The following is a 21539-nucleotide window of genomic DNA, read 5'->3' on the forward strand; positions in this document are numbered from 1 at the left end:
CGGTCAACGACCGGCCCTTTCCAGTAAAGATCCGCAAACCTATTCAGCCGCGACTTTGATCACGGGTTGCATCCGTGCCAGCACCTCTTCGGACAAGTGGCACTTTACCTGATGACCCTCGGCCAATGTCTGCACTGGCGGTACATGCGACTCACAGCGACCGTCAGGCACTTCGGACTTCCAGCGACACCGTGTCTGGAACGGGCATCCCGGTGGCGGGTTCATGGCCGAAGGGATATCACCCTCCAGTACGATGTGCTGCTTTTCGACCGATGTATCGGCGATGGGAACAGCACTCAGCAGCGCTTCGGTATAAGGGTGGTAGGGGGGTGCAAAAACCTGGTCAGTTGTGCCCAGCTCGACCACGTGGCCCAGATACATCACCATTACCCGGTCGCTGAGGTATCGCACGATGGAAAGGTCATGGCTGATGAACAGCAACGTGGTTTTGTGCACGCGCTGAATTTCCATCAGCAGGTCGGTCACCGCAGCTTGCACGGAAACGTCCAGCGCTGATACGGGCTCGTCGGCCACCACGATGCGCGCATCACCAGCAAAGGCGCGAGCGATACCAACGCGTTGCTTCTGACCACCTGACAGCTGACGCGGCATCCTGTCTGCAAAGGCGCGCGGAAGTTTCACCAGATCCAGCAGTTCCAGCATCCGCTTCTTGCGATCGGCCTCGGAATTGCCAACACCGAAGATCTCCAATGCACGGATGATCTGGCGCCCGACGGTCATCGAAGGGTTCAGCGTGTCGAACGGGTTCTGAAACACCATCTGAACTTCACCAACGGTCTTTGCGTCACGCTCTTCTATGGGCACTTGTTCGATATTGCGGTTGTCCAGCAGAATCTGCCCATCCGTTGCCGTCTCAAGACCCATCAAAACTTTGGCGAACGTGGATTTGCCGCAACCGGATTCGCCCACGATGGCCAACGTCTCGGATTCATGCGCCTCGAAACTGAGCGTTTCGTTTGCTTTCACAACCTTCTTTTCGCCACCGCCGAACAGGGCGTTTGCCGCAACCTCATAGTATTTCTTGAGGTTGTCCATCTTCAGAACGACCCTGCCGATCTCACCTTTCTCTTTCTGTTCACCCACCGTGATCGGTGCGTTCCAGTCGATCTCTTTGAATTTCAGGCAACGGGTATGGTGCCGGTCATTTCCGGGCACTGCCTCCATCAGGATGTCCTTGGCGTCACAGCGACCCTCTTCGAAATAGTCGCAGCGCGGGCCGAAATTACAACCAGGGGGCCGCTCATGGGGTAGAGGAAAGTTCCCCGGTATAGCCACCAGCGGGCGCGAATTCTTGTCGGCCCCCGGCAGCGGGATCGACCGGAACAGGGCCTGCGTGTAAGGATGCTGCATCTCATCAAACACATCCTTGATCGAGCCGCGCTCGACCGCCTCACCTGAATACATGACGCAAAGCCGGTCGCAGGTTTCCAGAACCAGACCGAGGTTGTGCGAAATGAACAGCATCGAAGTGCCGTATTTCTTACCCAGATCCTTCACCAGTTCGACCACGGCAGCCTCAACCGTCACGTCAAGTGCCGTCGTTGGCTCATCAAGGATCAGCAGCGCCGGTTTTGACATCAGTGCCATCGCGATCACGATCCGCTGTTGCTGACCGCCTGACAGCTGGTGCGGGAACGAGTTGAGCATTCGCTCTGGGTCCGGCAGGCGCACATCGGTGACAACTTCCAGAGCGCGCGAATACGCTTCTTCTGCGCTGACGCCCTCGTGAATCATGGGCACTTCCATCAGCTGCTTGCCGATCTTCATCGCCGGGTTCAGCGAGGCCATCGGCTCCTGATAGATCATCGCGATCTCATTGCCGCGTATGTCGCGCAATTCATCTGAACTCATTTCCGCCAGATCACGACCCTTGAACTTGATCGTACCGCCAACGATGCGACCGTTTTTACCAAGGTCCTGCATGACGCCCAGCGCCACCGTGGATTTACCGCAACCAGATTCACCGACCAGACCAACAGCTTCACCGGGTTGCACACTGACAGAGAAATCCATCACGGCCGGAATTTCCCGCAGGCGGGTAAAGAAGGAAATCGACAGCTTGTCGATCTCAAGGATCGGGCCGTCATAATCCGCCATCTTGCTCATCTTGTATCTCCTCACCAGATCGAGGGGATCCCATTCATCTGGCTAAAAATATCTCGGGGGGTCCGGGGGGCTGGCCCCCCGGGCGCTTTCACATCAGTCCTTCAGGCTTTCTTCGCGCAAACCGTCGGCCAGCAGGTTCAGACCCAGAACCAGCGTCAACAAGGCCAGCGCGGGCGGCAGAGCAGGGTGCAGGTAGATCGACAAAAGCTTGCGCCCCTCGTTGATCGTCGACCCCCAGTCAGGGCTTTCGGGCGGCAGGCCCAGCCCAAAGAAACCTAAGGTTCCCAGAAGAATGGTGGTATAGCCAATGCGCAGGCAGAAATCGACGATCAGCGGGCCACGCGCGTTGGGCAGGATTTCCCACAGCATGATGTACCACGGACCCTCGCCACGGGTTTGTGCTGCCGCCACATAGTCACGGGTTTTGATGTCCATCGCCAGTCCGCGCACAATGCGGAACACGGTGGGCGAATTCACAAAGACCACCGAGACAAAGACCACCAGAATACCGCCTGGAATATCGAAAAGATCCAGATAGGTCGGCAGACCCCAGATACGATAGGCGTCGGTATTGATGATGTAGCCACCGGTCGAAATCAGAGACAGGTAGAACCAACCTGCAACCCCCAAAACTCCGATCAGCAGCGGTGTTCGGAAGTTCGGTCTGGTATAGTAGCGTGAGTTCAGCAGCACGCCGAGGAATATGATAGGGAATACGAACAAGACAGCCGCCATGTAGTTCGGCACACCGGTCGCAACGATCTCAGGTGTGACCAGCAGATAGAACAGCAGGATCACTGGGAAGGCCAGGATCAGGTTTGCAAGGAAGGACAGCAAAGTATCCAGCCGACCACCGTAGTAGCCTGCCGGCAGACCCAGCGTGATGCCAACCATGAAGGCAAATATCGTGGCAAGCGGGGCGATCTGAACAACAATCCAAGCCCCTTTGACCATGCGGCTGAACACGTCGCGGGCCAGGTTGTCGCCACCCAGCAGATACCAGGCGTATTGACCGTCCTCCAGATTGGACAGTGGCGTCCCTGGCACTTTGTTCTTCATGCCCGAGACCTGCGACAGCGGATCATGTGTAACGATCAGATCCATCGCGCCGAAAATCCCGGTGAAGACCCAGAACATCACAAGGCCAAAGCCAATCATGCCGATTGGACTGTCAAACAGTTTGCCGTAGAGGCCAAGCTTGCGTTTGAAAGCGATCGACATGGCATAAAGGATGATCAAAGACACCCATACGGGCAAAAACTGCTGGGACATGGCGCCAATTATTCCGGCGCTGGTGCCCATCAGAACGCCTAGCACAATATAGGCGAGTGCGATTCCTACACTGGCCAGGAAACTGTAACGCAGCGCCAATTGTATCAGTGTCCGCAGGCCTGAGCTTGAGCTCAACGTACCGTCCGGGTTCACCGTCATCTGGTCTTCGGGCAGCACGATGCTGGCCAGCATCCATACGGCAATGGACAAGAGCATCAGCGCAAGGCCAAGTGCAAAAAGCGGGTTCAGGAAGGCGATAGAGCCGGTCCAGGTAAGTGGTTCCATGATCTAACCCTCCTTAAGAAATGCGTATGCGCGGGTTGAGGTAGACATAGCCGATATCAGAGATCAGCTGGGTCACCAGCACCACAAAGACCGACACGACCGAAATTGCCAGTAACAGCTGAATGTCGTTATTGCCCGCGGCCTGAACCAGCGCCCAGCCGAAGCCCTTGTAGTTGAACAGGGTCTCGACGATCACCACGCCATTCAGCAGCCAGGGGAATTGCAGCATGATGACGGTGAACGGTGCGATCAGCGCATTACGCAGCGCATGTTTCATGACGATATTGGGGAAGGACACACCTTTCAGACGCGCCGTCCGGATATATTGGGCGGTCATCACTTCAGTCATCGAGGCGCGGGTCATCCGGGCAATATAACCCATCCCATAAAGCGCAATGGTCAGGACCGGCAGGAAGAAGTTTTCAAAGGTCGGGTTCTCCATCGCTTGCGTGGCCGTACCCTTGAACCACTTCAATCCAACTGCAGAAGAGGTGAAGATGGCGATAAAGATCACGCCCGAGACGTATTCCGGTGTCGCCGTCGTTGTGATGGCGAAGGTCGACAACGTCCTGTCGGTGGCAGATCCTTCTTTCATTCCTGCCAAAACACCAAGGATCAACGCAGACGGAACCATCAGCAGCATGACCCAGAGCATCAGACGGCCAGTCAGAGCCAATCTGTTGCCAACAACGGTCGAAACCTCTTCTTTGAAGACGGTCGAATAGCCCCAATACCCTTGCAGGATTCCGCAAAAATTCGGAGATTCCTCGGCGGTTTTGCCCGGCAGAATGCATCTTCCCTGAACGGTTCCGTCTTCATTCGTGTACCGATATGAGGGCAGGACACCCAGCCATTCGCCGTATTTTATCGGAGTGGATTGGAGGTAACCATTTTTGTTCAGGTAGCTCTCAACCTGCTCATCCGACATCCGAAAGTTGCCCTGCGTTTTCGCCAGCTTTTCGAGGTTCGGATAGAGGTTGGTTAAGAAGAAAACCAGGAATGTCAGACACAATGCCGTCAACAGCATGATGCCAACGCGCCTTAGAATGAAAAGTCCCATATTTGCCCCTGTGGGTCGGCTAGCGCGGGTTTCATGGAACGCCACGCTTAGCTGTTATTATTTGTTCGCCGCATTCAGGAAGAAGAGGCCGCGCCGAGGTGGCGCGGCCTTTTGTGTTTTGGCTCAGGACGTAAAGCCGAACTTATAAAGCTGCGGCAGGTCAGCGATATGCTTTTCAACACCCACCAAATTGTCGCGATGATGGCGCATCGCAGTCCGCCAATAAGGTTGGATCGTGACACCTTCGTCGATCATGATCGCCTGCAGTTTGGCCATCACTTCGCGACGCTTATCTACGTCCGCGATCGAGTTTGCTTCAGACAACAAGGCGTCGAACTCTGCATTGGCAAAACCTGATTCATTCCAGGCAACACCTGACTTGTAGGCCAGCGCCAGAACCTGGGTGCCCAATGGGCGGTGGTTCCAGTTCGTCGACGAGAAGGCGTATTTCGTCCAGTCGTTCCAGAAAGTTGATCCCGGCAGAACTGTGTGCTTGGCCTTGATGCCAGCGTCGTTCAGTTGCGCTACAACCGCAGCTGTGGTGTTACGACGCCAGTCATCGTCGATCGATTGCACTTCATGCTCAAAGTCACCCATACCCGCTTCGTCCATCAGGGCTTTCGCGCCGGCAGGATCATACGGAATGCGAGTTACGGCCGAGTCATGTTCAGGGTGCATTGGCCCGACGTGGCAGTTGTCAGCCGGAATGCCATAACCCGACATACCCAGTTCCAGACACACTTCGTTGTCCACCGCCATGGCTAAAGCCTGACGAACGCGCTTGTCGCCGTAGATTTTGTTACCGTTTTCGTCCTCCGCCAACTGGTTCGGTCGGATAACGATGGTGAAGCCCGACGGGATTTCCGAGCGCACAAGCCCAATGCCGTCGAAGATGTCGACGAATTCGCCAACAGACTCCCAGTTCATGTCGATCTCTTCGGCCTCATAAGCCGCAAGGAATGCAGCCGGGTCAGTGCCGTAGTCGATGAACTCGATGCGGTCTATATAGCCGCCTTTGCCGGCCTCATAACCCCACCATTCGAAGCCTTCGTTGCGCACCAGTACGCCTTTGACGCCAACTTCGTGGCTGTCGGGCAGCATGAAGCCTGTGCCGACCGGGTTTGAAAGCATGTCGTTTGCATCAAAGCTGCTATGAACGATAGGAGCGGGATAGTCCGCCATGCCCGGGATGATCGTGATGTCAGGCGCGTTGCACTTCAGTTTGACAGTATGGGAGTCGACAACGGTGATTGCACCGTCCGCAGCTTGCTGAGTGCTTTCGTCGATAAGCGACGCCATACGCGATGCCATCGAGTTGCCTTCCAGACCAGCGTCACACCATCCTGCGATGTTGCGGGCCACGTCTTCGGCTGTGAAATCGTCGCCATTGTTCCACTTTACGCCCTTGCGAACGTTCAATGTGTATTCGGTGGCATCGGCGTTGGCTTCCCAGCTTTCCAGCAGCATCGGCTTGAACGAGCCGTCGTTGTTGTATTCGACGAGGTACTCCAGCCAGCCTGCTGTGAAAGTAGCAATTTGCGTCCAGTCATAAGTCCGCGGATCTTTGAGCGCGCGCACTTCCATCTGATAGCGGATGGTGCCGCCGCGCTGCGGCTCTTGCGCCGCCGCAGGCGACTGCAGACCGATCAATCCATAGGCTGCCGGTACCGCGACACCCAGCGCCGTCGCGCGGGCCAGAAATTCCCGGCGGCTAAGCTTGCCGTCACGGTATTCCTGCGCGTGCATCTCGGCCGCCCAGTGCACCTTGTCTGTGGTGATTGCCGTATTGGTCATAAATGTCTCCCTGTGACATTGATTTTGTTGATTTGTTATTGTTCTAAGCGACACGGGCTTGTCCTGTCGAAAGAAAGAAGGGTTCCGGTTTTTGGACTCTGTGCATCCCCATGCCGCTATTCGGCACCAGAATTCACTTAACGTCAACGTTCGGAATCGACATAAAATGCACAAAAGCGACGTTCCCGCAGTGTTGATACTTTGGCGCGGATTTTGTCATGTGGCGCTTCGTCAGGAGAAATCCTTGCGGAGATTCTGTGTCAAATCACTGATAACAGACGAAAAACTAATTCGTTTCCGTTGATCCGTTTACTTTGGTTGTCAAATCTTGTGGAATGAACAACACCAGATATCACTTTGAGAAATCAACGTGATTCCATGTTTTCATTCTGGCCCGGAACCACGTGCGTTGGCGTTTGGCAAATTGCCTGGTCGAGATCGTGGCCCTTTCACGGGCCTGATCCAAAGTCAGTTTTCCATCCAGATAGGCCATAAGCTCTGGCACACCAATGGCTTTGCAGGCGGGAAGAACGGGGTCGAAACGATCCCGCATGGCGCGAACTTCGTCGATTGCGCCCAGTTCCAGCATCTGGTCAAAACGGCGTTCAATCCGGTTCAGAAGCCACGCTTTGTCGACGTCGAAAACGATTGGAACCACATCTTTCAGCCGTAAGATTGGCGGTGGAGTATCGGCCTGCCAGGACATCAGGCTGCGCCCCGTGGCACGCTGCACTTCCCAAGCGCGCTGCACGCGCGCGCGGTTCTGTATATCCAGACCAGCCAGAGTCTGTTCGTCAACCCCGGCAACAAGATCAGCAAGGGTCAGTAAGTCTGCTTCGGCCCGCACCTGCACTGGGGTAGCAGGGATCTCGGCCATGCCTTCGGTCAGGGCCGTGAAATACAATCCTGTGCCGCCGACGATGATTGGCCGCTGGCTCCCGGTCAGCAGTGGCACCACTTCACGCAGCCAGTGACCGGCTGAATAATCCTGATCATAGGCGATGTGACCATAGAGCAGATGCGGTGCGCGTTCTTCTTCTTCGGCAGATGGTCGGGCCGAAATCACGCGCCAACAATCATAAACCTGACTTGCATCGGCATTGACGATGACCCCGCCATGGCGTTCGGCGATCTCCAGTGCCAGCGCTGATTTCCCGGATGCTGTCGGCCCTGCAATCAGGACAGGCTTGTCATCAGGAATAGGGGGCAATTGCCGAAATATCGCGTCTGTTGATCGCCGGGTCATATGCGGTTGCCTCAATCCTCACCAACCGCATTGAACCTGCGGAGCTTTTGCTTCATTTTGCGCCGGAAATTAACCCCGTGCCAGCCCGGAGCGCAACATGAGCCTTTCCCCGTCTTCTGAAACTGCCGAAACCCCGAAAACCACATACAAACGTGTCATGTTGAAAATTTCAGGAGAGGCATTGATGGGGGATCAGGGCTTTGGCCTGCACCCGCCGACAGTTCAACGCATCGCGCAAGAGGTGAAATCGGTTCACGATCTGGGCGTTGAGATCTGCATGGTTATCGGTGGCGGAAACATTTTCCGGGGCCTGAGCGGGTCTGCCCAGGGTATGGAGCGGACCACAGCAGACTATATGGGGATGTTGGCCACGGTGATGAACGCGCTGGGAATGCAGTCTGCCCTGGAAGAGATTGGGGTGTTCACCCGGGTCATTTCGGCCATTCGGATGGATGAGGTGTGCGAGCCCTATATCCGCCGTCGTGCCGTGCGGCACCTTGAAAAGAAAAGGGTGTGCATCTTTGCTGCCGGAACCGGTAACCCGTATTTCACCACCGACACCGCGGCGACATTGCGCGCCAATGAAATGGCATGCGAGGCGATTTTCATGGGCAAGAACGGTGTTGACGGCGTTTACGACAAGGATCCCAAGCAACATGCCGACGCGGTGCGCTATGACACGGTCACCTATGACGACGTTCTGGCCAAGCGCTTGCGGGTCATGGATGCGTCGGCCATCGCGCTGGCGCGTGACAACAACCTGCCTCTGATCGTCTTCGGTCTGGATGAGCCCGGTGGTTTCCGTGGTATTCTTGCAGGCGAGGGGACGTATACCAAGGTTCAGGGTTGAGGCCCGAACGAGACTTGGCCCAGAGTATGAGCAACTCAGCCCTGGCAGTCCCGCCGGGGCTTTTTCTTTTGCTTCAGCTTGACGGTCGCGGATGGCGCTGTCTAAGTAACGGTGTCCTTCTGCGGTGAAGGGCTGCCCGGTGTTTCGTCAGTCCATGACGCAAGCACAGGCTGGGCTGGAAGACCTGCCATGATTTCTGAGATGTCCGGAAACATGAGCGGGCATCTTGTTGATATGACAGCACAACTAAGGAGCAATGAGGCATGAGCTCTCTGGATATCAATTTCGTTCGGGCACAGTTTCCGGCTTTTTCCGAACCCAGCCTGAAAGGACAGGCGTTTTTTGAGAACGCGGGCGGGTCTTATACCTGCAAGCCGGTGATCGACCGTCTGACTCGGTTCTATACACAGCGAAAGGTTCAGCCCTACGCCCCGTACGAGGCCAGCCGTCTTGCAGGCGCAGAGATGGATGAGGCACGCACGCGCATGGCCGCCATACTGGGTGTTGAAACCGATGAGCTGAGCTTTGGCCCTTCGACAACTCAAAATACCTATGTTTTGGCGCAAGCATTCCGGCAGTGGATGAAACCTGGCGAGGCGATTGTCGTGACCAATCAGGATCACGAGGCAAATTCGGGCCCTTGGCGCCGTCTGGCCGAGGCAGGGATTGAGGTGCGGGAGTGGCAGATCGATCCGGAGACCGGATCACTGAACCCGCAGGATCTGGAAAACATGTTGGACGAAAAAGTGCGTCTGGTCTGTTTCCCGCATTGTTCCAATGTCGTGGGAGAAATTAACCCGGTCACCGAGATCACTGCGATTGCCCACGCTGCAGGCGCATTTGTCTGCGTGGACGGCGTATCTTATGCCCCGCACGGGTTTCCGAATGTTGGCGATCTAGGGCCGGATATCTATCTGTTTTCGGCCTATAAAACGTACGGCCCTCATCAAGGCTGCATGGTCATTCGCCGAACATTAGGAGAGTTGTTGCCCAACCAGGCGCATTATTTCAACGCCGATGTTCTGTATAAACGCTTTACCCCGGCAGGCCCGGATCATGCCCAGATTGCGGCAAGTGCAGGTATGGCCGATTACGTCGAGCTTCTGTGTGCTCATCACGGCGGGCCTGACATGGGCGCGGCAGAGCAGGGTGCATTTGCCCATGATCTGATGCGCGCGCATGAGGTGTCCTTACTGCAACCGGTTCTGGACGCGGTAACGGATCGCAATGCGGTGCGTCTGATCGGCACATCAGACGCCACCCGGCGCGCGCCGACCGTTGCGCTGTCGTTGAACCGCCCGGCTGAACCTGTTGCAGCGGAACTGGCGCAATACGGCGTTATGGCCGGAGGCGGCGACTTTTATGCTGTGCGCCCCTTGAAAGCGATGGGAGTAGATCCGGCACAGGGCGTTTTGCGGGTCAGCTTTACGCATTATACCTCGCAGCAGGAGGTTGATCAGCTTTTGGAGGCGCTTGAACGCGTTTTGTAATCCACTTTCCGCCGGGATTCGTAGAATGAAGAAAACCACAGGGCGGATATGGAAAACGAGCATTCTCCGATCATCTTATGGTTCCGACGGGATCTGCGCCTGTCGGACCATCCGGCATTAACTGCAGCTGTCTCAAGCGGTCGTCCGATCATACCAGTTTTTGTTCATGACCCTCTTGTGCGACACCTTGGCGCGGCCCCGAAATGGCGGTTGGGGCTGGGTCTGGAGGTCTTTAGCGACGCTCTGACGAGGCTGGGTAGCCGCCTGATCCTGCGGCGTGGAGATGCGCTTGAGCATTTGCAGACACTTGTTAAAGAGACGGGCGCAAAGGCTGTTTTTTGGTCGCGGGCCTATGATCCGGCGTCGATCACACGCGATACGCAGATCAAAACGGCTCTGACCGAACTGGGGGTATGCGCAAAGTCTTTTTCCGGTCATTTGCTTTTTGAGCCCTGGACGGTATCAACAAAACAGGGCCAGCCGTTTCGTGTCTACACCCCTATGTGGCGCGCGGTTCAGCGGCGGGACGTGCCCGCGCCGGATGCGTTGGTGTCACGCTTTGCAGCGCCAGCGACTTGGCCTTCCAGTGACAGACTTAGCACCTGGCAGATGGGTGCGGACATGAATCGGGGTGCTGCAATCGTGCGTCCCCATGTCCAACCCGGCGAGCAGGCCGCCCGCGATCGCCTTGAGCACTTTCTCGACCATGTCCCCCGTTATTCCACTGACCGTGACCGATTGGATTTGGAAGGAACATCAAACCTGTCAGAATACCTTTCATTGGGCGAGATCGGGCCACGTACAGTCTGGCACAGGGTTCAACAGGCTGCGATGATGGGAACCCCCGGCACTGAGGCATTTCTGCGGCAGATGGTCTGGCGTGAGTTTGCCTATCACCTGATGTATCACTCACCGCATCTGCTGACCGAAAACTGGAAAGCGGAATGGGATGATTTCCCCTGGAACGTCGATCCGCACCATCCTGAAGTTGCCGCCTGGAGGCAGGCCCGAACCGGAATTCCTGTCGTCGATGCTGGCCTGCGACAGATGTATGTGACAGGCCGTATGCATAATCGGGCCCGGATGATTGTTGCCAGCTACCTGACCAAACATCTGATGACACACTGGAAAATCGGGATGAGTTGGTTCGAGGATTGCCTGATTGACTGGGACCCGGCCTGTAACACCATGGGCTGGCAGTGGGTTGCTGGGTCAGGCCCCGACGCGGCACCTTTCTTTCGCATATTCAACCCTCAAACGCAGGCGGAAAAGTTTGATCCGCAGGGGTCTTACCTGCGGCGCTGGATCGCCGAAGGCCAGACGAAACCCAGTGACATTGCGCTTTCTTATTTTGCTGCGGTTCCCCGGTCATGGAACCTGTGTCCGCAGGCGGATTATCCCGAACCTGTCGTGAAACTGGCGGACGGTCGAAACCGCGCCTTGCGTGCGTATGAAAGCCGAAAATCCCACTAAGGAACTGAAAACTTGCCAGAAACAAAATCGCGCCCTAGCCTGATAACTGTACCGCAGAGGGGAGAGCGGATGGTGCTGACGACGACAGAGGGGCAGTCGGATTTGCCCAGGTATTTCGCCCAGGTCTTTAAGATGCTGACCCGAATGGAGTCGGGGCGGTTGGACATTACATTGCCCGATGGCCGCACTTTTCGCGCTGAGGGGCCCAAGGCAGGGCCCGTCGCCCAGATCGACATTCACAACGGAGATGTTTTTGCCCGCCTGATCCGCGAAGGCGAACTGGGTTTTTCTGATGCCTACCTTGAGGGACATTGGAGCACGCCAGACCTGCGCTCATTCATGGATCTGGTCCATTTGGGGTCTGAGACCGTCTATGACGGATTCACTGGGAAATTTATTGTTCAGGCCTATGAACGGCTGCGGTTCTGGCTTCACCGTAATAACAGGACGCAGGCGAAGAAGAATATCTCGTACCACTATGATCTAGGTAACGACTTCTACGGTTTGTGGCTGGATGACACGATGACCTATTCCAGTGCCATTTTTGAGACCGGGCAAGAAAGTCTGGAGAAGGCGCAAACTGCCAAATACGCCAGCCTTGTCGATGAGATGGGGGCCAAACCCGGCGACCACATTCTGGAAATCGGATGCGGATGGGGCGGTTTTGCCGAATATGCCGCGAAAGAACGGGGCCTGCATGTAACCGGCCTTACGATCAGTGAGGAACAATTTAAATATGCGAAAGAGCGTATTGAAAAAGCAGGGCTTTCGGATCAAGTGACGTTCAAGTTGCAGGATTATCGCGACGAGCGTGGACAATATGATGGCATCGCCTCAATCGAGATGTTCGAGGCGGTGGGCCAAAAATACTGGCCGGTTTATTTTGAAACCGTTCGTGAGAGACTGAAGCCGGGGGCACAAGCGACCTTGCAAATCATAACGGTGGGTGACCACCGCTGGGATTACTACAAGAACGGTGTAGATTTCATTCAGAAATACATCTTTCCGGGCGGAATGCTCCCATCACCTTCGATCCTGCGGCAACAGATCAATCAGGCCGGTCTGAATGTGGTGAAGTCGAAAGAATTCGGCAAAAGTTACGACCTGACACTGCGGCGGTGGTATGAAACGTTCAACGCAAAATGGGAACAGATCGCAGATCTGGGGTTTGATGAGCGTTTTCGCCGCATGTGGAATTATTATTTGACGGCATGTGGCGCAGCCTTTGACACGCGCAATTGCGATGTGACACAGATCACCGTAGCAAAGCAAGTTAACTGACGGACCGTTATATGCCCACTGCCTCGCGTCTCGTAGCCGCCGTTTGCCTCATCGTGCTGGCCTTCATTGTCTCTGGCATGATCATCGAAAACGGTGAAGAAGGTAAGGATTATGGGTACTTTACCGTGGTCAACATGGCCCTTGGTGCGGTTTGCGGGTGGGGCATCATGGGTAAGCGGGCCGGGCGCGGTTGGACTGCTGCGATCAACAATGGGCTGACTGGTGTCGCCTCGCTGATTTTCTGGGCGCTGTTCGTGCAGGGCTGTTATGAAATGTTCCGGCTTGCCATGCGCAATCGTTACGGTGGCCCGTTCGAGGCCATACTGGCCATTTTCAAAATCGGGATTGAGTACGGTAAGCTGCTGATTTATCCGGAAATCCTGATTGCATTCCTGATTGGTGCCGTTGTCTCGGGGCTGGCCACAGAACAGGCCAACCGTTCGTGGCGCTGATCCGTTTCCTTACAAGAGAGATCGAATTTGTCTGATTTGTTTTTTTATGGAACGCTGCGGCACTTGCCGTTGTTGGAACGCGTTCTTGGTCATCCTCTGAGCGAAAGCAAAGCACGGCCCGCCCGACTTCGAGGCCATGCTGTCCATTCTGTTCAGGGGCAGGATTTCCCGATGATCCTGGAAACGGAAGGCGCCAGTGCCGAAGGGTTGCTCGTGCAGGACTTGTCGCCTGAGGATCTGGCCAGGCTGGATTATTACGAAGGGTCTTTCGACTATGATCTGAAGCCTTTGAAAGTCGAATTAGAAGACGGGACCGAGGCCGAAGCGCAGGTCTTTTTTCCGGCACCCGATGCATGGAGACCGGGTGATTTGTGGTCGCTTCAGAACTGGGCGGACAGATTGGGCGAACTCACAACGCTCGCGGCTGAGGAAGAGATGGCCTATTTTGGGAAGGTCGCCCCCCAGGTCATGGCCCGCAGTATTCGCGCCACTCAAACGCGTGCCTGGTCAAAGATTATGGCCGGGCAGCGGCGAACCGGTGATCCGCGGGACATCGCAAAAGACGTGATCGTGCATCGCCATGACCGGGTGTACCTCGATTATTTCGGGATGGAGGAAATCGATCTGCAACACCGGCGGCATGACGGCAGCATGGGTCCGGTGCTGCGCCGTGGAAGCTTGTTGCAGGGCAGTGCGGTCGGCGTTCTGCCCTATGATCCGGTCCGTGATACCGTTTTGATCGTGGAACAGTTCAGACCGCCGGTTTTCCTGAACAACGATCCGGAACCCTGGCTTTGGGAAGCGGTGGCCGGGATGATTGATCCGGGCGAGACACCCGAACAGGCCGCGCATCGCGAGGCGATGGAGGAGGCGGGTATTCGTTTTGATAGGCTGGAATATGCCGGCGGGGCCTATACCTCGAGCGGATCTTCCACCGGGTTCATGTATCTTTATGTTGGCCTGGGTGAGTTGACACACACCACAATCACTGGCGGCCTGGACACAGAAGGTGAAGACATCCGTAGTCAAATCTTGCCGTTCGATGAATTCATAGACTTGACGGATCGTCATGTTTTCAAGGATCTACAATTGGTGTCTCTGGCTTATTGGCTGGCCCGCCATCGGGACAGATTGCGCGGGTGACTATCCCGCTTGTGGTCGCGGCGGTGCGGCTGTAAATCTTCGATGGTACAAAACGACAAGGGGCCATCATGCGCATTGCACGAGATCTTGCTGACGCAGTAGGAAAAACACCGTTGATCCGGCTGCGCCGCATCAGTGAAGAAACTGGTTGCGAAATTCTCGGCAAAGCCGAATTCATGAACCCCGGTCAATCGGTCAAGGACCGTGCTGCACTCTATATTATCCGTGATGCCATTGCGCGGGGCGATTTGAAGCCCGGCGGCACCATTGTGGAAGGCACCGCAGGCAATACTGGTATTGGCCTGGCGCTGGTGGGTGCGTCAATGGGGTTCAAGACCGTGATTGTGATCCCGGAGACCCAGTCGGAAGAAAAGAAAGACATGCTGCGGCTGGCAGGTGCACAACTGGTTCAAGTTCCGGCCGCACCTTATCGCAACCCCAATAATTTCGTGCATTATTCCCGCCGTCTGGCCGAGGAATTGGCGCAGACGGAACCTAATGGGGCGATCTGGGCCAACCAGTTTGACAACGTGGCGAACCGTCAGGCCCATGTTGAAACCACAGGGCCCGAAATCTGGGAACAAACAGCAGGTAAGGTCGACGGGTTTATCTGTGCTGTCGGGTCGGGCGGTACGTTGGCCGGGGTTGCCGAAGCGTTGCAGCCCAAGGGTGTGAAAATCGGTCTGGCCGATCCTATGGGTGCGGGTCTCTACTCTTACTACACCACCGGTGAAATCGCGATGGAGGGCGGATCGATTGCCGAAGGTATCGGACAGGTGCGGATAACAAAGAACCTGGAAGGGTTCACGCCGGATCATTCCTATCAGATCACTGACACCGAGGCGTTGCCCTATATCTTTGACCTGCTCCGTGAAGAGGGGCTGGTTATGGGCGGGTCAACCGCGATCAACATGGCGGGCGCCGTGCGTCTGGCCAAGGAAATGGGGCCGGGCCACACGATTGTGACTGTCCTTTGCGACTATGGCACGCGGTATCAGTCCAAGCTGTTCAACCCGGATTTCCTGCGCGAGAAAGAATTGCCGGTGCCGGATTGGATGACTGAAGCACCGCGCAGCATTCCCGGCGTTTTCGAGGACGTGTGATGCCTGGGCACGTTCGCCTGTTTCTGACACTGGTATTCCTGTGTCTTGTCGGGCTCGCAGGCGGTGCTGTCGCGCAGCTGACCGACAGGCAAAGTGAGTACTACCGGGGCTGGATAAAAACGGCTGATCGTGCCGAGTCCGTGATTGAAGCGAACCGTGCGTCAAACGCTGCGTTTGAGAATTTACGTTCTGAAATAAACGGTTACCGAGAGGACTTTAACAAGGCACGCAGCGCCAACACAGACCGTATCGCAACGCTGGAAAGCCAGATCAAGGCGCTTGGTCCGAAACCCGAAGGGGACGCGGCCGAACCTGAAGACATCGCTAAATTGCGAACTCATCTTAATGAGCAGCTCAACAGTTTGCGGGTGCCGCGCATCATTTCCGAAGAAGCTTATACCCGCGCAAATGGATTGATCAGTGAAATCGATCGGATCATCCGGACGCGGCAGACAAAACAATTCTTTGAGCGCGGGCCGTCACCGATCAACCCCGTATATTGGGGACCTGCATGGCAAGACGTAAAAGAGGCGCTTCAGAGCCTGACAAATGAAACAATTACCAACCTGCGTTCGGACGTAGTGAAAGAACGTATCCGTGATCGTGGCTTGGGAATCCTGTTTCTGGTGATCCTGGCCGCGGTTTTACTGATCTTCGGCAAACGTTGGTCCGAGCGGGGCGGCGACTATCTGAGGTTGCTGGGCGGAGCGGGCACTGGTGTTTGGTCCTTCATCATTTCTCTGTTGCGGATTCTGTTGCCATGGATCGGTGTCGTTGCCGCCATCGCCGCGATCAGTCTTTCGGGTATTCCGGGTCTGCGGGGCAGTTTGTTGCTGGAAAAAATCCCCTACTGGGCGGCAATTGCCTTCTTCTACGACTGGATTGGCCGACAGATTTACGTGATTGGCGCTTCACAAGGATTCAAGCGCCTGTCTGCTGCTCGGATTACCGAATTGCGGATATACATTGATCTGTTGGCTTTGATGTTGATCCTGCACGAACTGGCGCTTCTGTTTCAGCAGATCGAAAACGTCTCGGATGCGACCCGTGCGGTTATTAGCTTTCCCGTGATCGTCGGAACGGCATTGCTTTTGCTCCGCGTGCGGCAGACCCGAACGAACGACCGCCTGCTGGACCAGACGGCGTCTACGCGGGCCGCCGGATTCAGCCAGTTGTTGGAATTCCTGCGCAAGGCCATGTTCCTGCTGGGGATTGCAACACCCGTTCTGGCAATCGCCGGGTATACCAATGCGGCCGAAGCGATCGTGTTTCCGGCGGTAAAAACGCTGGTTCTGATTGCCGCACTGGCAATTTTTCAACGGTTCGTCAGTCAGATATACGGATGGATCACAGGGCAGGGCGACGCTGCGCGCGACTCTCTTTTTTCAGTCTTGGTGGGCTTTGCACTGGCCATCGTCGCGCTGCCTGTTCTGGCAATATACTGGGGTGCGCGTGAAACGGACCTGCTAGAGGTGTGGTCACGTCTGCTGCTTGGCTTTGACATCGGCGGTGTCATGATCTCGCCCAGCAATTTCCTGACATTTATCGCTGTATTCGCAATCGGATATACGCTGACACGGTTGTTGCAAAGCGGGTTGCGCAACTCGCTGTTGCCCAAAACCAGCATCGATCCGGGCGGGCAGAATGCGATTGTCGCTGGCTCGGGGTATATCGGGATCTTTCTGGCTGCGTTGGCTGCGATCATGGTCGCGGGGTTCGACCTGTCATCGCTGGCAATTGTTGCTGGTGCACTGTCTGTCGGTATTGGCTTTGGCCTGCAGACGATTGTGTCCAACTTTGTGTCCGGCATCATCCTTCTGGTGGAACGGCCAATCTCCAAGGGTGACTGGATTGATGTGAACGGGATGATGGGCTACGTGCGTGACATTTCCGTCCGCTCGACCCGTATCGAGACGTTCGACAGATCGGATGTGATCATTCCCAACTCGGACCTGATCAGCGGTGTTGTCACCAACTATACGCGTGGCAATACAATCGGCAGGGTGATTGTTCCGGTCGGCGTCGCATATGGCACTGATACGCGTCTGGTCGAGACCATCCTGAGTGAGGTTGCGAACAACCACCCGATGGTTTTGGCCAACCCGGCACCCAGTGTGGTGTTTCAGGGGTTTGGAGCGGATGCATTGGATTTTGAAATCAGGGCGATCCTGCGGGATGTGAACTGGGTTCTGTCCGTCAAATCCGACATGAACCACGAAATCAACCGACGCTTCCTTGAAGCAGGCATCGAGGTGCCGTTTGCACAGCGTGATATCTGGTTGCGTAATCCCGAAGCTTTGCAGACCTCAAACAAGGTGAAAGCGGCTGGTTCTGCGTCCAAACAGAAGGCAGATGAGTCGACGACAAGAGAGCCAGTTGAACTGACCGAATCTGATCTGGACCCCGACGCTGGCGATGAATTCTGACGACCTGTCCGAAAGCTGAAGGGTAGCCTTTCCGGTGGTTTGGCGCACCGGAAAGGCGACCGGATTTAATTGATCTTTCCCGTGATTTCGCCGAATTGGGGCCTTGCAAATTCCATGACATTGGTCCAAACATCGCCGGCACGGAGAGGTGGCCGAGTGGTCGAAGGCGCACGCCTGGAAAGTGTGTAGGCGGGGAACCGTCTCCAGGGTTCGAATCCCTGTCTCTCCGCCATTGCCCCTTTGTACAGAGAACTATGTCTGCCCCGGCGTCTTGGCTGTGCAACGCAGTTTCGTGAACCACGCCAGATTTCCGAAAGCCCAGGATCGTGTACCCTGGTCGCTATTGCTTTCCCTTAAAAGAATACCCGGTAAACCGGAAAATAAAAAACACCATAAACATTAACAAAAATATCAATTTGATATAGAGTTATAGTGTTTTTGTTCTGTATCGCTTGGGTTTTCGTGTGACACAAACGCTTTATGACAAATACGGTGGCTTCAAAACGATCAGCCGTGTCGTGATGACCTTCTATGAAATGGCGTTGGATTCGGATGATATCGGCCATTATTTTGAAGATATCGACATGCCTCGGCTGATTGATCATCAGACGAAATTCGTATCGTCCCTGATTGGCGGACCGGCGTCATTCAGTGATGACAGGATCGAAGCCGTTCACAGGCATCTGGGTATTTCACACGACGAATTTGATGTGATGGCTGAGCTGTTTGGCGAAGCGCTGAGCGTGCATGGTATGTCCGATCAGGATATCAAAACCGCGCTGGCTGCAATTGAAGGGAAGCGTTCAATTATCGTCGCCCGAAACGCGGCATGAGCATTCATGCGATAAACGAACAGCTGTTACGCGCCATCGGTGTCGGCATTGCCGTGGTGCGCGCCTCGGATCTTCAGTTCGTGTTTCATAACGGACCTTTCGCAGAGTGGTTTGGAACCCCCGAGAACGGCAGTACTCTTACGGACATTCTGCCTGCCCTTGATCCCAAAGAACTGGAAGACGTCAAGCAATCGGGCCTGAGATATTCGGTTGAGTTGCAGATCAAACCAAAGCGGCGGACCTTGATCTTTGCGGTCGCAGTTTCGTTGGCAAGCGGATTGTCCGAGCAGGTTCTGATTGTCGAATGCCAGAACATCACGCGCATTCGCGAGCTGGAAAGCATGATCGACAGCTATTCCACCATGGTCGAACGCAACACACGAGAACTGGAACGCGAAAAAGAACGGGTTGAACGCCTGCTTCTGAACCTGATGCCACGGGCTGTTTATGAAGAGTTCAAAACCTTCGGTGTCGTCACTCCGCAGCTCTACAAGCAGGTGTCTGTGGTCATGCTGGACTTTGTGGGTTTCACCGATTTCGCGGCCAAGACCGACCCGACAGTGACCCTGAGTGAGTTGAACGACATTTTCACGGCGTTTGACAGGATCGTTGAACAATTCGGGTGTGAAAGGATCAAAACAATAGGTGACGCATATCTTGCGGTCTCAGGCATGCCTGACCCGACACCCGATCATGCGACTGCAGTGGCCCATTGCGCGGTACGTTTCCTGCGTTATCTCGAACGCCGTAACGAAAGCCATCCGCACAAATGGCAGGCCCGGATCGGTTTGGGCATGGGGGCCGCAGTCGGGTCTGTCGTGGGCATTCAGAAATACGTCTACGACGTTTTCGGTCCGGCGGTAAATATCGCGTCCCGACTGCAAATTTTCGCCAATCCTATGAAAATAGTTGCGCCGGAAGAGATGAAATACGCCCTGATTGATGAGTTTCAGGTCTCGGACCTGGGACGTGTCGACATAAAGGGAATGGGCGAGATGAATCTTATCAACGTTACGTCCGGGCTGAGCTTACCGCAAAGCAGTCGAACTTTTTGAAAGGTGTCAGTCGTCCTGCGGGATCAGACCCAGCCCTCGCAGATAGATACCAATGCCGCTTTCCAGCAGGTCTTCCGGGGGGAAGGGAGACGTCGCCCCGGTATTGCGCGCGTATAATTCGACCACGCCATGGCTCATCGCCCAGATGTGCGCGCTGAACATCGACGCGGGCGGGCGCTTTTCTGGTGGAATATGTTGCGACAAGTCAGCGGCTGCTTTCTCGAGAACCGATTTGGCCCGATTGGCGGCCATGGATAATTCTGGGGTGCGATTCAACGAAATTCCGCTTTCAAACATGGCGATGTAGTGGCCGGGGTTCTTCCGGGCAAAAGCCAGATAGGCCCGCCCGGTTGCCTCGAAGGCGGATAGGGCAGAGGGTTGGCCTGTGTCATAAGCGTATTGCATCAGGTCCGCGAACATCTCGAATCCCTGCCGTGCGGCTTCGGCGATAAGGTCTTCGCGCCCTTCAAAATGGCGATAGACTGCGGCTGGTGTTACGCCAGCGGTTTTGGCGGCTTCAGATAACGTAAAACCTGTCGGCCCCTTTTCTTCGATCAGGGACAAGGCTGCCTCGATCAGAGCTTGCTTTAGGTTTCCGTGATGATAACCGCGTTTCGACATCCCGGCCTCAGGTTCTTCGATTAGGTATTGGAAGACAAGGGGATAGACCAAATACACCCGGTCGTCCAACACTTGCCCTTGAAAGCCTTGGCCGGGCAGGGCGAAAACGCAACCTACGCTTCCCAGACATCCGGACCACCGCAGATCAGGGGATCAATGTCACCAATGCTTTTTGCGTCCTTCTCATCATAGTCCAGCGTGTGCAGGACCGATTGAATTGCTGCAAGACGGGCGCGTTTCTTGTCGTCGGACCGGACTATTGTCCAAGGAGATATGTCTGAGTGTGACCGGGTAAGAGTTTCCGAAATCGACTGTGTGTATTCGTCCCACTTGTCCAACCCTGCCACGTCAATCGGGCTGAGTTTCCATTGCTTTAACGGGTCGGTTTCACGGGCCAGAAAACGGTTCAGTTGCTCAGCGCGCCCGACATTGAGCCAGAACTTGAAGAGTTTGATGCCATCATTGACCAGACCCGTTTCAAGCGGCAGAACCTGACGAAAGAACCGCTCGCGCTCTTCCCGGGTGCAGAAACCAAAGACGTTTTCGACCACGCCGCGATTGTACCAGCTGCGGTCAAAGAACACGATCTCGCCGGCTGCAGGCAGGTGCGGGATGTAGCGCTGAAAGTACCATTGACTGCGTTCAGTTTCCGAGGGTTTGCTGAGCGCCACATTGCGCGCTCCGCGCGGGTTCAGGTTTTCGCGAAACCGTTTGATCGTTCCGCCCTTACCGGCAGCATCGCGGCCTTCGAAGATGATGGCGATCCGTTGCGCCGTGTCCTTGACCCAAGACTGCATTTTGACCAGCTCGATCTGGAGCAGTTCCATCTGCTCATCATAGTCCTTGGGTTTCATCTTCTCGCTATATGGGTAGGTCGGGTTCAGGATATCGCCTTTCTTCGAATTCTCGATCTCATCCCGCACAGCTTTGGGCGCGCTATCCTGAAAATACTTCTCGATAGAACCTTTTTCGGTCCGAGCCATATGTCACCTCGCGATAAAACCCATATCCGACTATGGATTAGAGCT

At 55.4% G+C, this 21539-nt stretch carries 17 protein-coding genes and 1 tRNA gene; 11 read left to right on the top strand and 7 right to left on the bottom strand.

Annotated features, from left to right (window positions below; translation table 11 throughout):
• Positions 1–39 precede the first annotated feature (39 nt).
• From ACR0BK_RS00535 to miaA, 5 genes are all read right to left on the bottom strand, one after another.
• On the bottom strand, positions 40–2127 hold the full coding sequence (locus ACR0BK_RS00535; RefSeq protein WP_480472418.1) for a dipeptide ABC transporter ATP-binding protein: 2088 nt from the start codon (positions 2125–2127) through the stop codon (positions 40–42).
• A 93-nt stretch (positions 2128–2220) separates the two neighbouring features.
• Positions 2221–3684, bottom strand: a complete 1464-nt coding sequence (locus ACR0BK_RS00540; protein ID WP_480472420.1) for an ABC transporter permease — start codon at positions 3682–3684, stop codon at positions 2221–2223.
• 13 nt (positions 3685–3697) lie between these two features.
• Entirely contained in the window at positions 3698–4744 is a 1047-nt protein-coding gene (locus tag ACR0BK_RS00545; RefSeq protein ID WP_480472422.1) for an ABC transporter permease, read from the bottom strand.
• Positions 4745–4867: 123 nt separating this feature from the next.
• On the bottom strand, positions 4868–6538 hold the full coding sequence (locus tag ACR0BK_RS00550; RefSeq protein WP_480472425.1) for an ABC transporter substrate-binding protein: 1671 nt from the start codon (positions 6536–6538) through the stop codon (positions 4868–4870).
• A gap of 352 nt (positions 6539–6890) precedes the next feature.
• The gene (gene miaA / locus ACR0BK_RS00555) at positions 6891–7784 is read right to left on the bottom strand and encodes a tRNA (adenosine(37)-N6)-dimethylallyltransferase MiaA (protein ID WP_480553334.1); all 894 of its coding nucleotides are present in this window, start codon (positions 7782–7784) and stop codon (positions 6891–6893) included.
• A 97-nt stretch (positions 7785–7881) separates the two neighbouring features.
• Between miaA and pyrH the strand changes: the two genes are divergently transcribed.
• The 11 genes from pyrH (at position 7882) to ACR0BK_RS00610 (ending at position 19890) form a co-directional block, all read left to right on the top strand.
• On the top strand, positions 7882–8634 hold the full coding sequence (gene pyrH / locus ACR0BK_RS00560; RefSeq protein ID WP_209504110.1) for a UMP kinase: 753 nt from the start codon (positions 7882–7884) through the stop codon (positions 8632–8634).
• A gap of 263 nt (positions 8635–8897) precedes the next feature.
• On the top strand, positions 8898–10124 hold the full coding sequence (locus ACR0BK_RS00565; protein WP_480553335.1) for an aminotransferase class V-fold PLP-dependent enzyme: 1227 nt from the start codon (positions 8898–8900) through the stop codon (positions 10122–10124).
• 48 nt (positions 10125–10172) lie between these two features.
• Entirely contained in the window at positions 10173–11597 is a 1425-nt protein-coding gene (locus tag ACR0BK_RS00570) for a cryptochrome/photolyase family protein (RefSeq protein ID WP_480553337.1), read from the top strand.
• Between the two features lie 69 nt (positions 11598–11666).
• On the top strand, positions 11667–12878 hold the full coding sequence (locus ACR0BK_RS00575; RefSeq protein ID WP_480553338.1) for a class I SAM-dependent methyltransferase: 1212 nt from the start codon (positions 11667–11669) through the stop codon (positions 12876–12878).
• An 11-nt stretch (positions 12879–12889) separates the two neighbouring features.
• A complete protein-coding gene (locus ACR0BK_RS00580) occupies positions 12890–13330 on the top strand; it encodes a TrgA family protein (protein ID WP_480553340.1) in 441 nt (146 codons plus the stop codon).
• Positions 13331–13357: 27 nt separating this feature from the next.
• Positions 13358–14473, top strand: a complete 1116-nt coding sequence (locus tag ACR0BK_RS00585; RefSeq protein ID WP_480553341.1) for an NUDIX domain-containing protein — start codon at positions 13358–13360, stop codon at positions 14471–14473.
• Between the two features lie 68 nt (positions 14474–14541).
• Positions 14542–15576 (top strand): cysteine synthase A, encoded by a 1035-nt coding sequence (locus ACR0BK_RS00590; protein WP_480553342.1) that lies wholly within the window; start codon positions 14542–14544, stop codon positions 15574–15576.
• Entirely contained in the window at positions 15576–18002 is a 2427-nt protein-coding gene (locus ACR0BK_RS00595) for a DUF3772 domain-containing protein (protein WP_480553344.1), read from the top strand. The genes ACR0BK_RS00590 and ACR0BK_RS00595 overlap by 1 nt, the downstream gene beginning before the upstream one ends.
• A 142-nt stretch (positions 18003–18144) precedes the next feature.
• Positions 18145–18234, top strand: a tRNA-Ser gene (locus tag ACR0BK_RS00600).
• A 232-nt stretch (positions 18235–18466) separates the two neighbouring features.
• Complete coding sequence (locus tag ACR0BK_RS00605) at positions 18467–18835, top strand: group I truncated hemoglobin (protein WP_480493317.1); 369 nt, start codon at positions 18467–18469, stop codon at positions 18833–18835.
• On the top strand, positions 18832–19890 hold the full coding sequence (locus tag ACR0BK_RS00610; RefSeq protein ID WP_480472441.1) for an adenylate/guanylate cyclase domain-containing protein: 1059 nt from the start codon (positions 18832–18834) through the stop codon (positions 19888–19890). The genes ACR0BK_RS00605 and ACR0BK_RS00610 overlap by 4 nt, the downstream gene beginning before the upstream one ends.
• A 6-nt stretch (positions 19891–19896) precedes the next feature.
• On the opposite strand, the gene ACR0BK_RS00615 is transcribed toward ACR0BK_RS00610, so the two are convergent.
• Both ACR0BK_RS00615 and ppk2 read right to left on the bottom strand, forming a co-directional pair.
• Positions 19897–20511, bottom strand: coding sequence for a TetR/AcrR family transcriptional regulator (locus tag ACR0BK_RS00615; protein ID WP_480476721.1), 615 nt, complete (start codon positions 20509–20511; stop codon positions 19897–19899).
• Positions 20512–20624: 113 nt separating this feature from the next.
• Positions 20625–21494, bottom strand: a complete 870-nt coding sequence (gene ppk2, locus ACR0BK_RS00620) for a polyphosphate kinase 2 (RefSeq protein WP_480553346.1) — start codon at positions 21492–21494, stop codon at positions 20625–20627.
• Positions 21495–21539 lie beyond the last annotated feature (45 nt).

The organism is Ruegeria sp. AF1, from assembly GCF_056542125.1.

Excerpts from the sequence above, each read along its gene's own strand:
- ACR0BK_RS00535 (WP_480472418.1), bottom strand. The coding sequence starts at position 2,127 with ATGAGCAAGATGGCGGATTATGACGGCCCGATCCTTGAGATCGACAAG.
- ACR0BK_RS00540 (WP_480472420.1), bottom strand. The coding sequence starts at position 3,684 with ATGGAACCACTTACCTGGACCGGCTCTATCGCCTTCCTGAACCCGCTT.
- ACR0BK_RS00545 (WP_480472422.1), bottom strand. The coding sequence starts at position 4,744 with ATGGGACTTTTCATTCTAAGGCGCGTTGGCATCATGCTGTTGACGGCA.
- ACR0BK_RS00550 (WP_480472425.1), bottom strand. The coding sequence starts at position 6,538 with ATGACCAATACGGCAATCACCACAGACAAGGTGCACTGGGCGGCCGAG.
- miaA (WP_480553334.1), bottom strand. The coding sequence starts at position 7,784 with ATGACCCGGCGATCAACAGACGCGATATTTCGGCAATTGCCCCCTATT.
- pyrH (WP_209504110.1), top strand. The coding sequence starts at position 7,882 with ATGAGCCTTTCCCCGTCTTCTGAAACTGCCGAAACCCCGAAAACCACA.
- ACR0BK_RS00565 (WP_480553335.1), top strand. The coding sequence starts at position 8,898 with ATGAGCTCTCTGGATATCAATTTCGTTCGGGCACAGTTTCCGGCTTTT.
- ACR0BK_RS00570 (WP_480553337.1), top strand. The coding sequence starts at position 10,173 with ATGGAAAACGAGCATTCTCCGATCATCTTATGGTTCCGACGGGATCTG.
- ACR0BK_RS00575 (WP_480553338.1), top strand. The coding sequence starts at position 11,667 with ATGGTGCTGACGACGACAGAGGGGCAGTCGGATTTGCCCAGGTATTTC.
- ACR0BK_RS00580 (WP_480553340.1), top strand. The coding sequence starts at position 12,890 with ATGCCCACTGCCTCGCGTCTCGTAGCCGCCGTTTGCCTCATCGTGCTG.
- ACR0BK_RS00590 (WP_480553342.1), top strand. The coding sequence starts at position 14,542 with ATGCGCATTGCACGAGATCTTGCTGACGCAGTAGGAAAAACACCGTTG.
- ACR0BK_RS00595 (WP_480553344.1), top strand. The coding sequence starts at position 15,576 with ATGCCTGGGCACGTTCGCCTGTTTCTGACACTGGTATTCCTGTGTCTT.
- ACR0BK_RS00610 (WP_480472441.1), top strand. The coding sequence starts at position 18,832 with ATGAGCATTCATGCGATAAACGAACAGCTGTTACGCGCCATCGGTGTC.
- ACR0BK_RS00615 (WP_480476721.1), bottom strand. The coding sequence starts at position 20,511 with ATGTCGAAACGCGGTTATCATCACGGAAACCTAAAGCAAGCTCTGATC.
- ppk2 (WP_480553346.1), bottom strand. The coding sequence starts at position 21,494 with ATGGCTCGGACCGAAAAAGGTTCTATCGAGAAGTATTTTCAGGATAGC.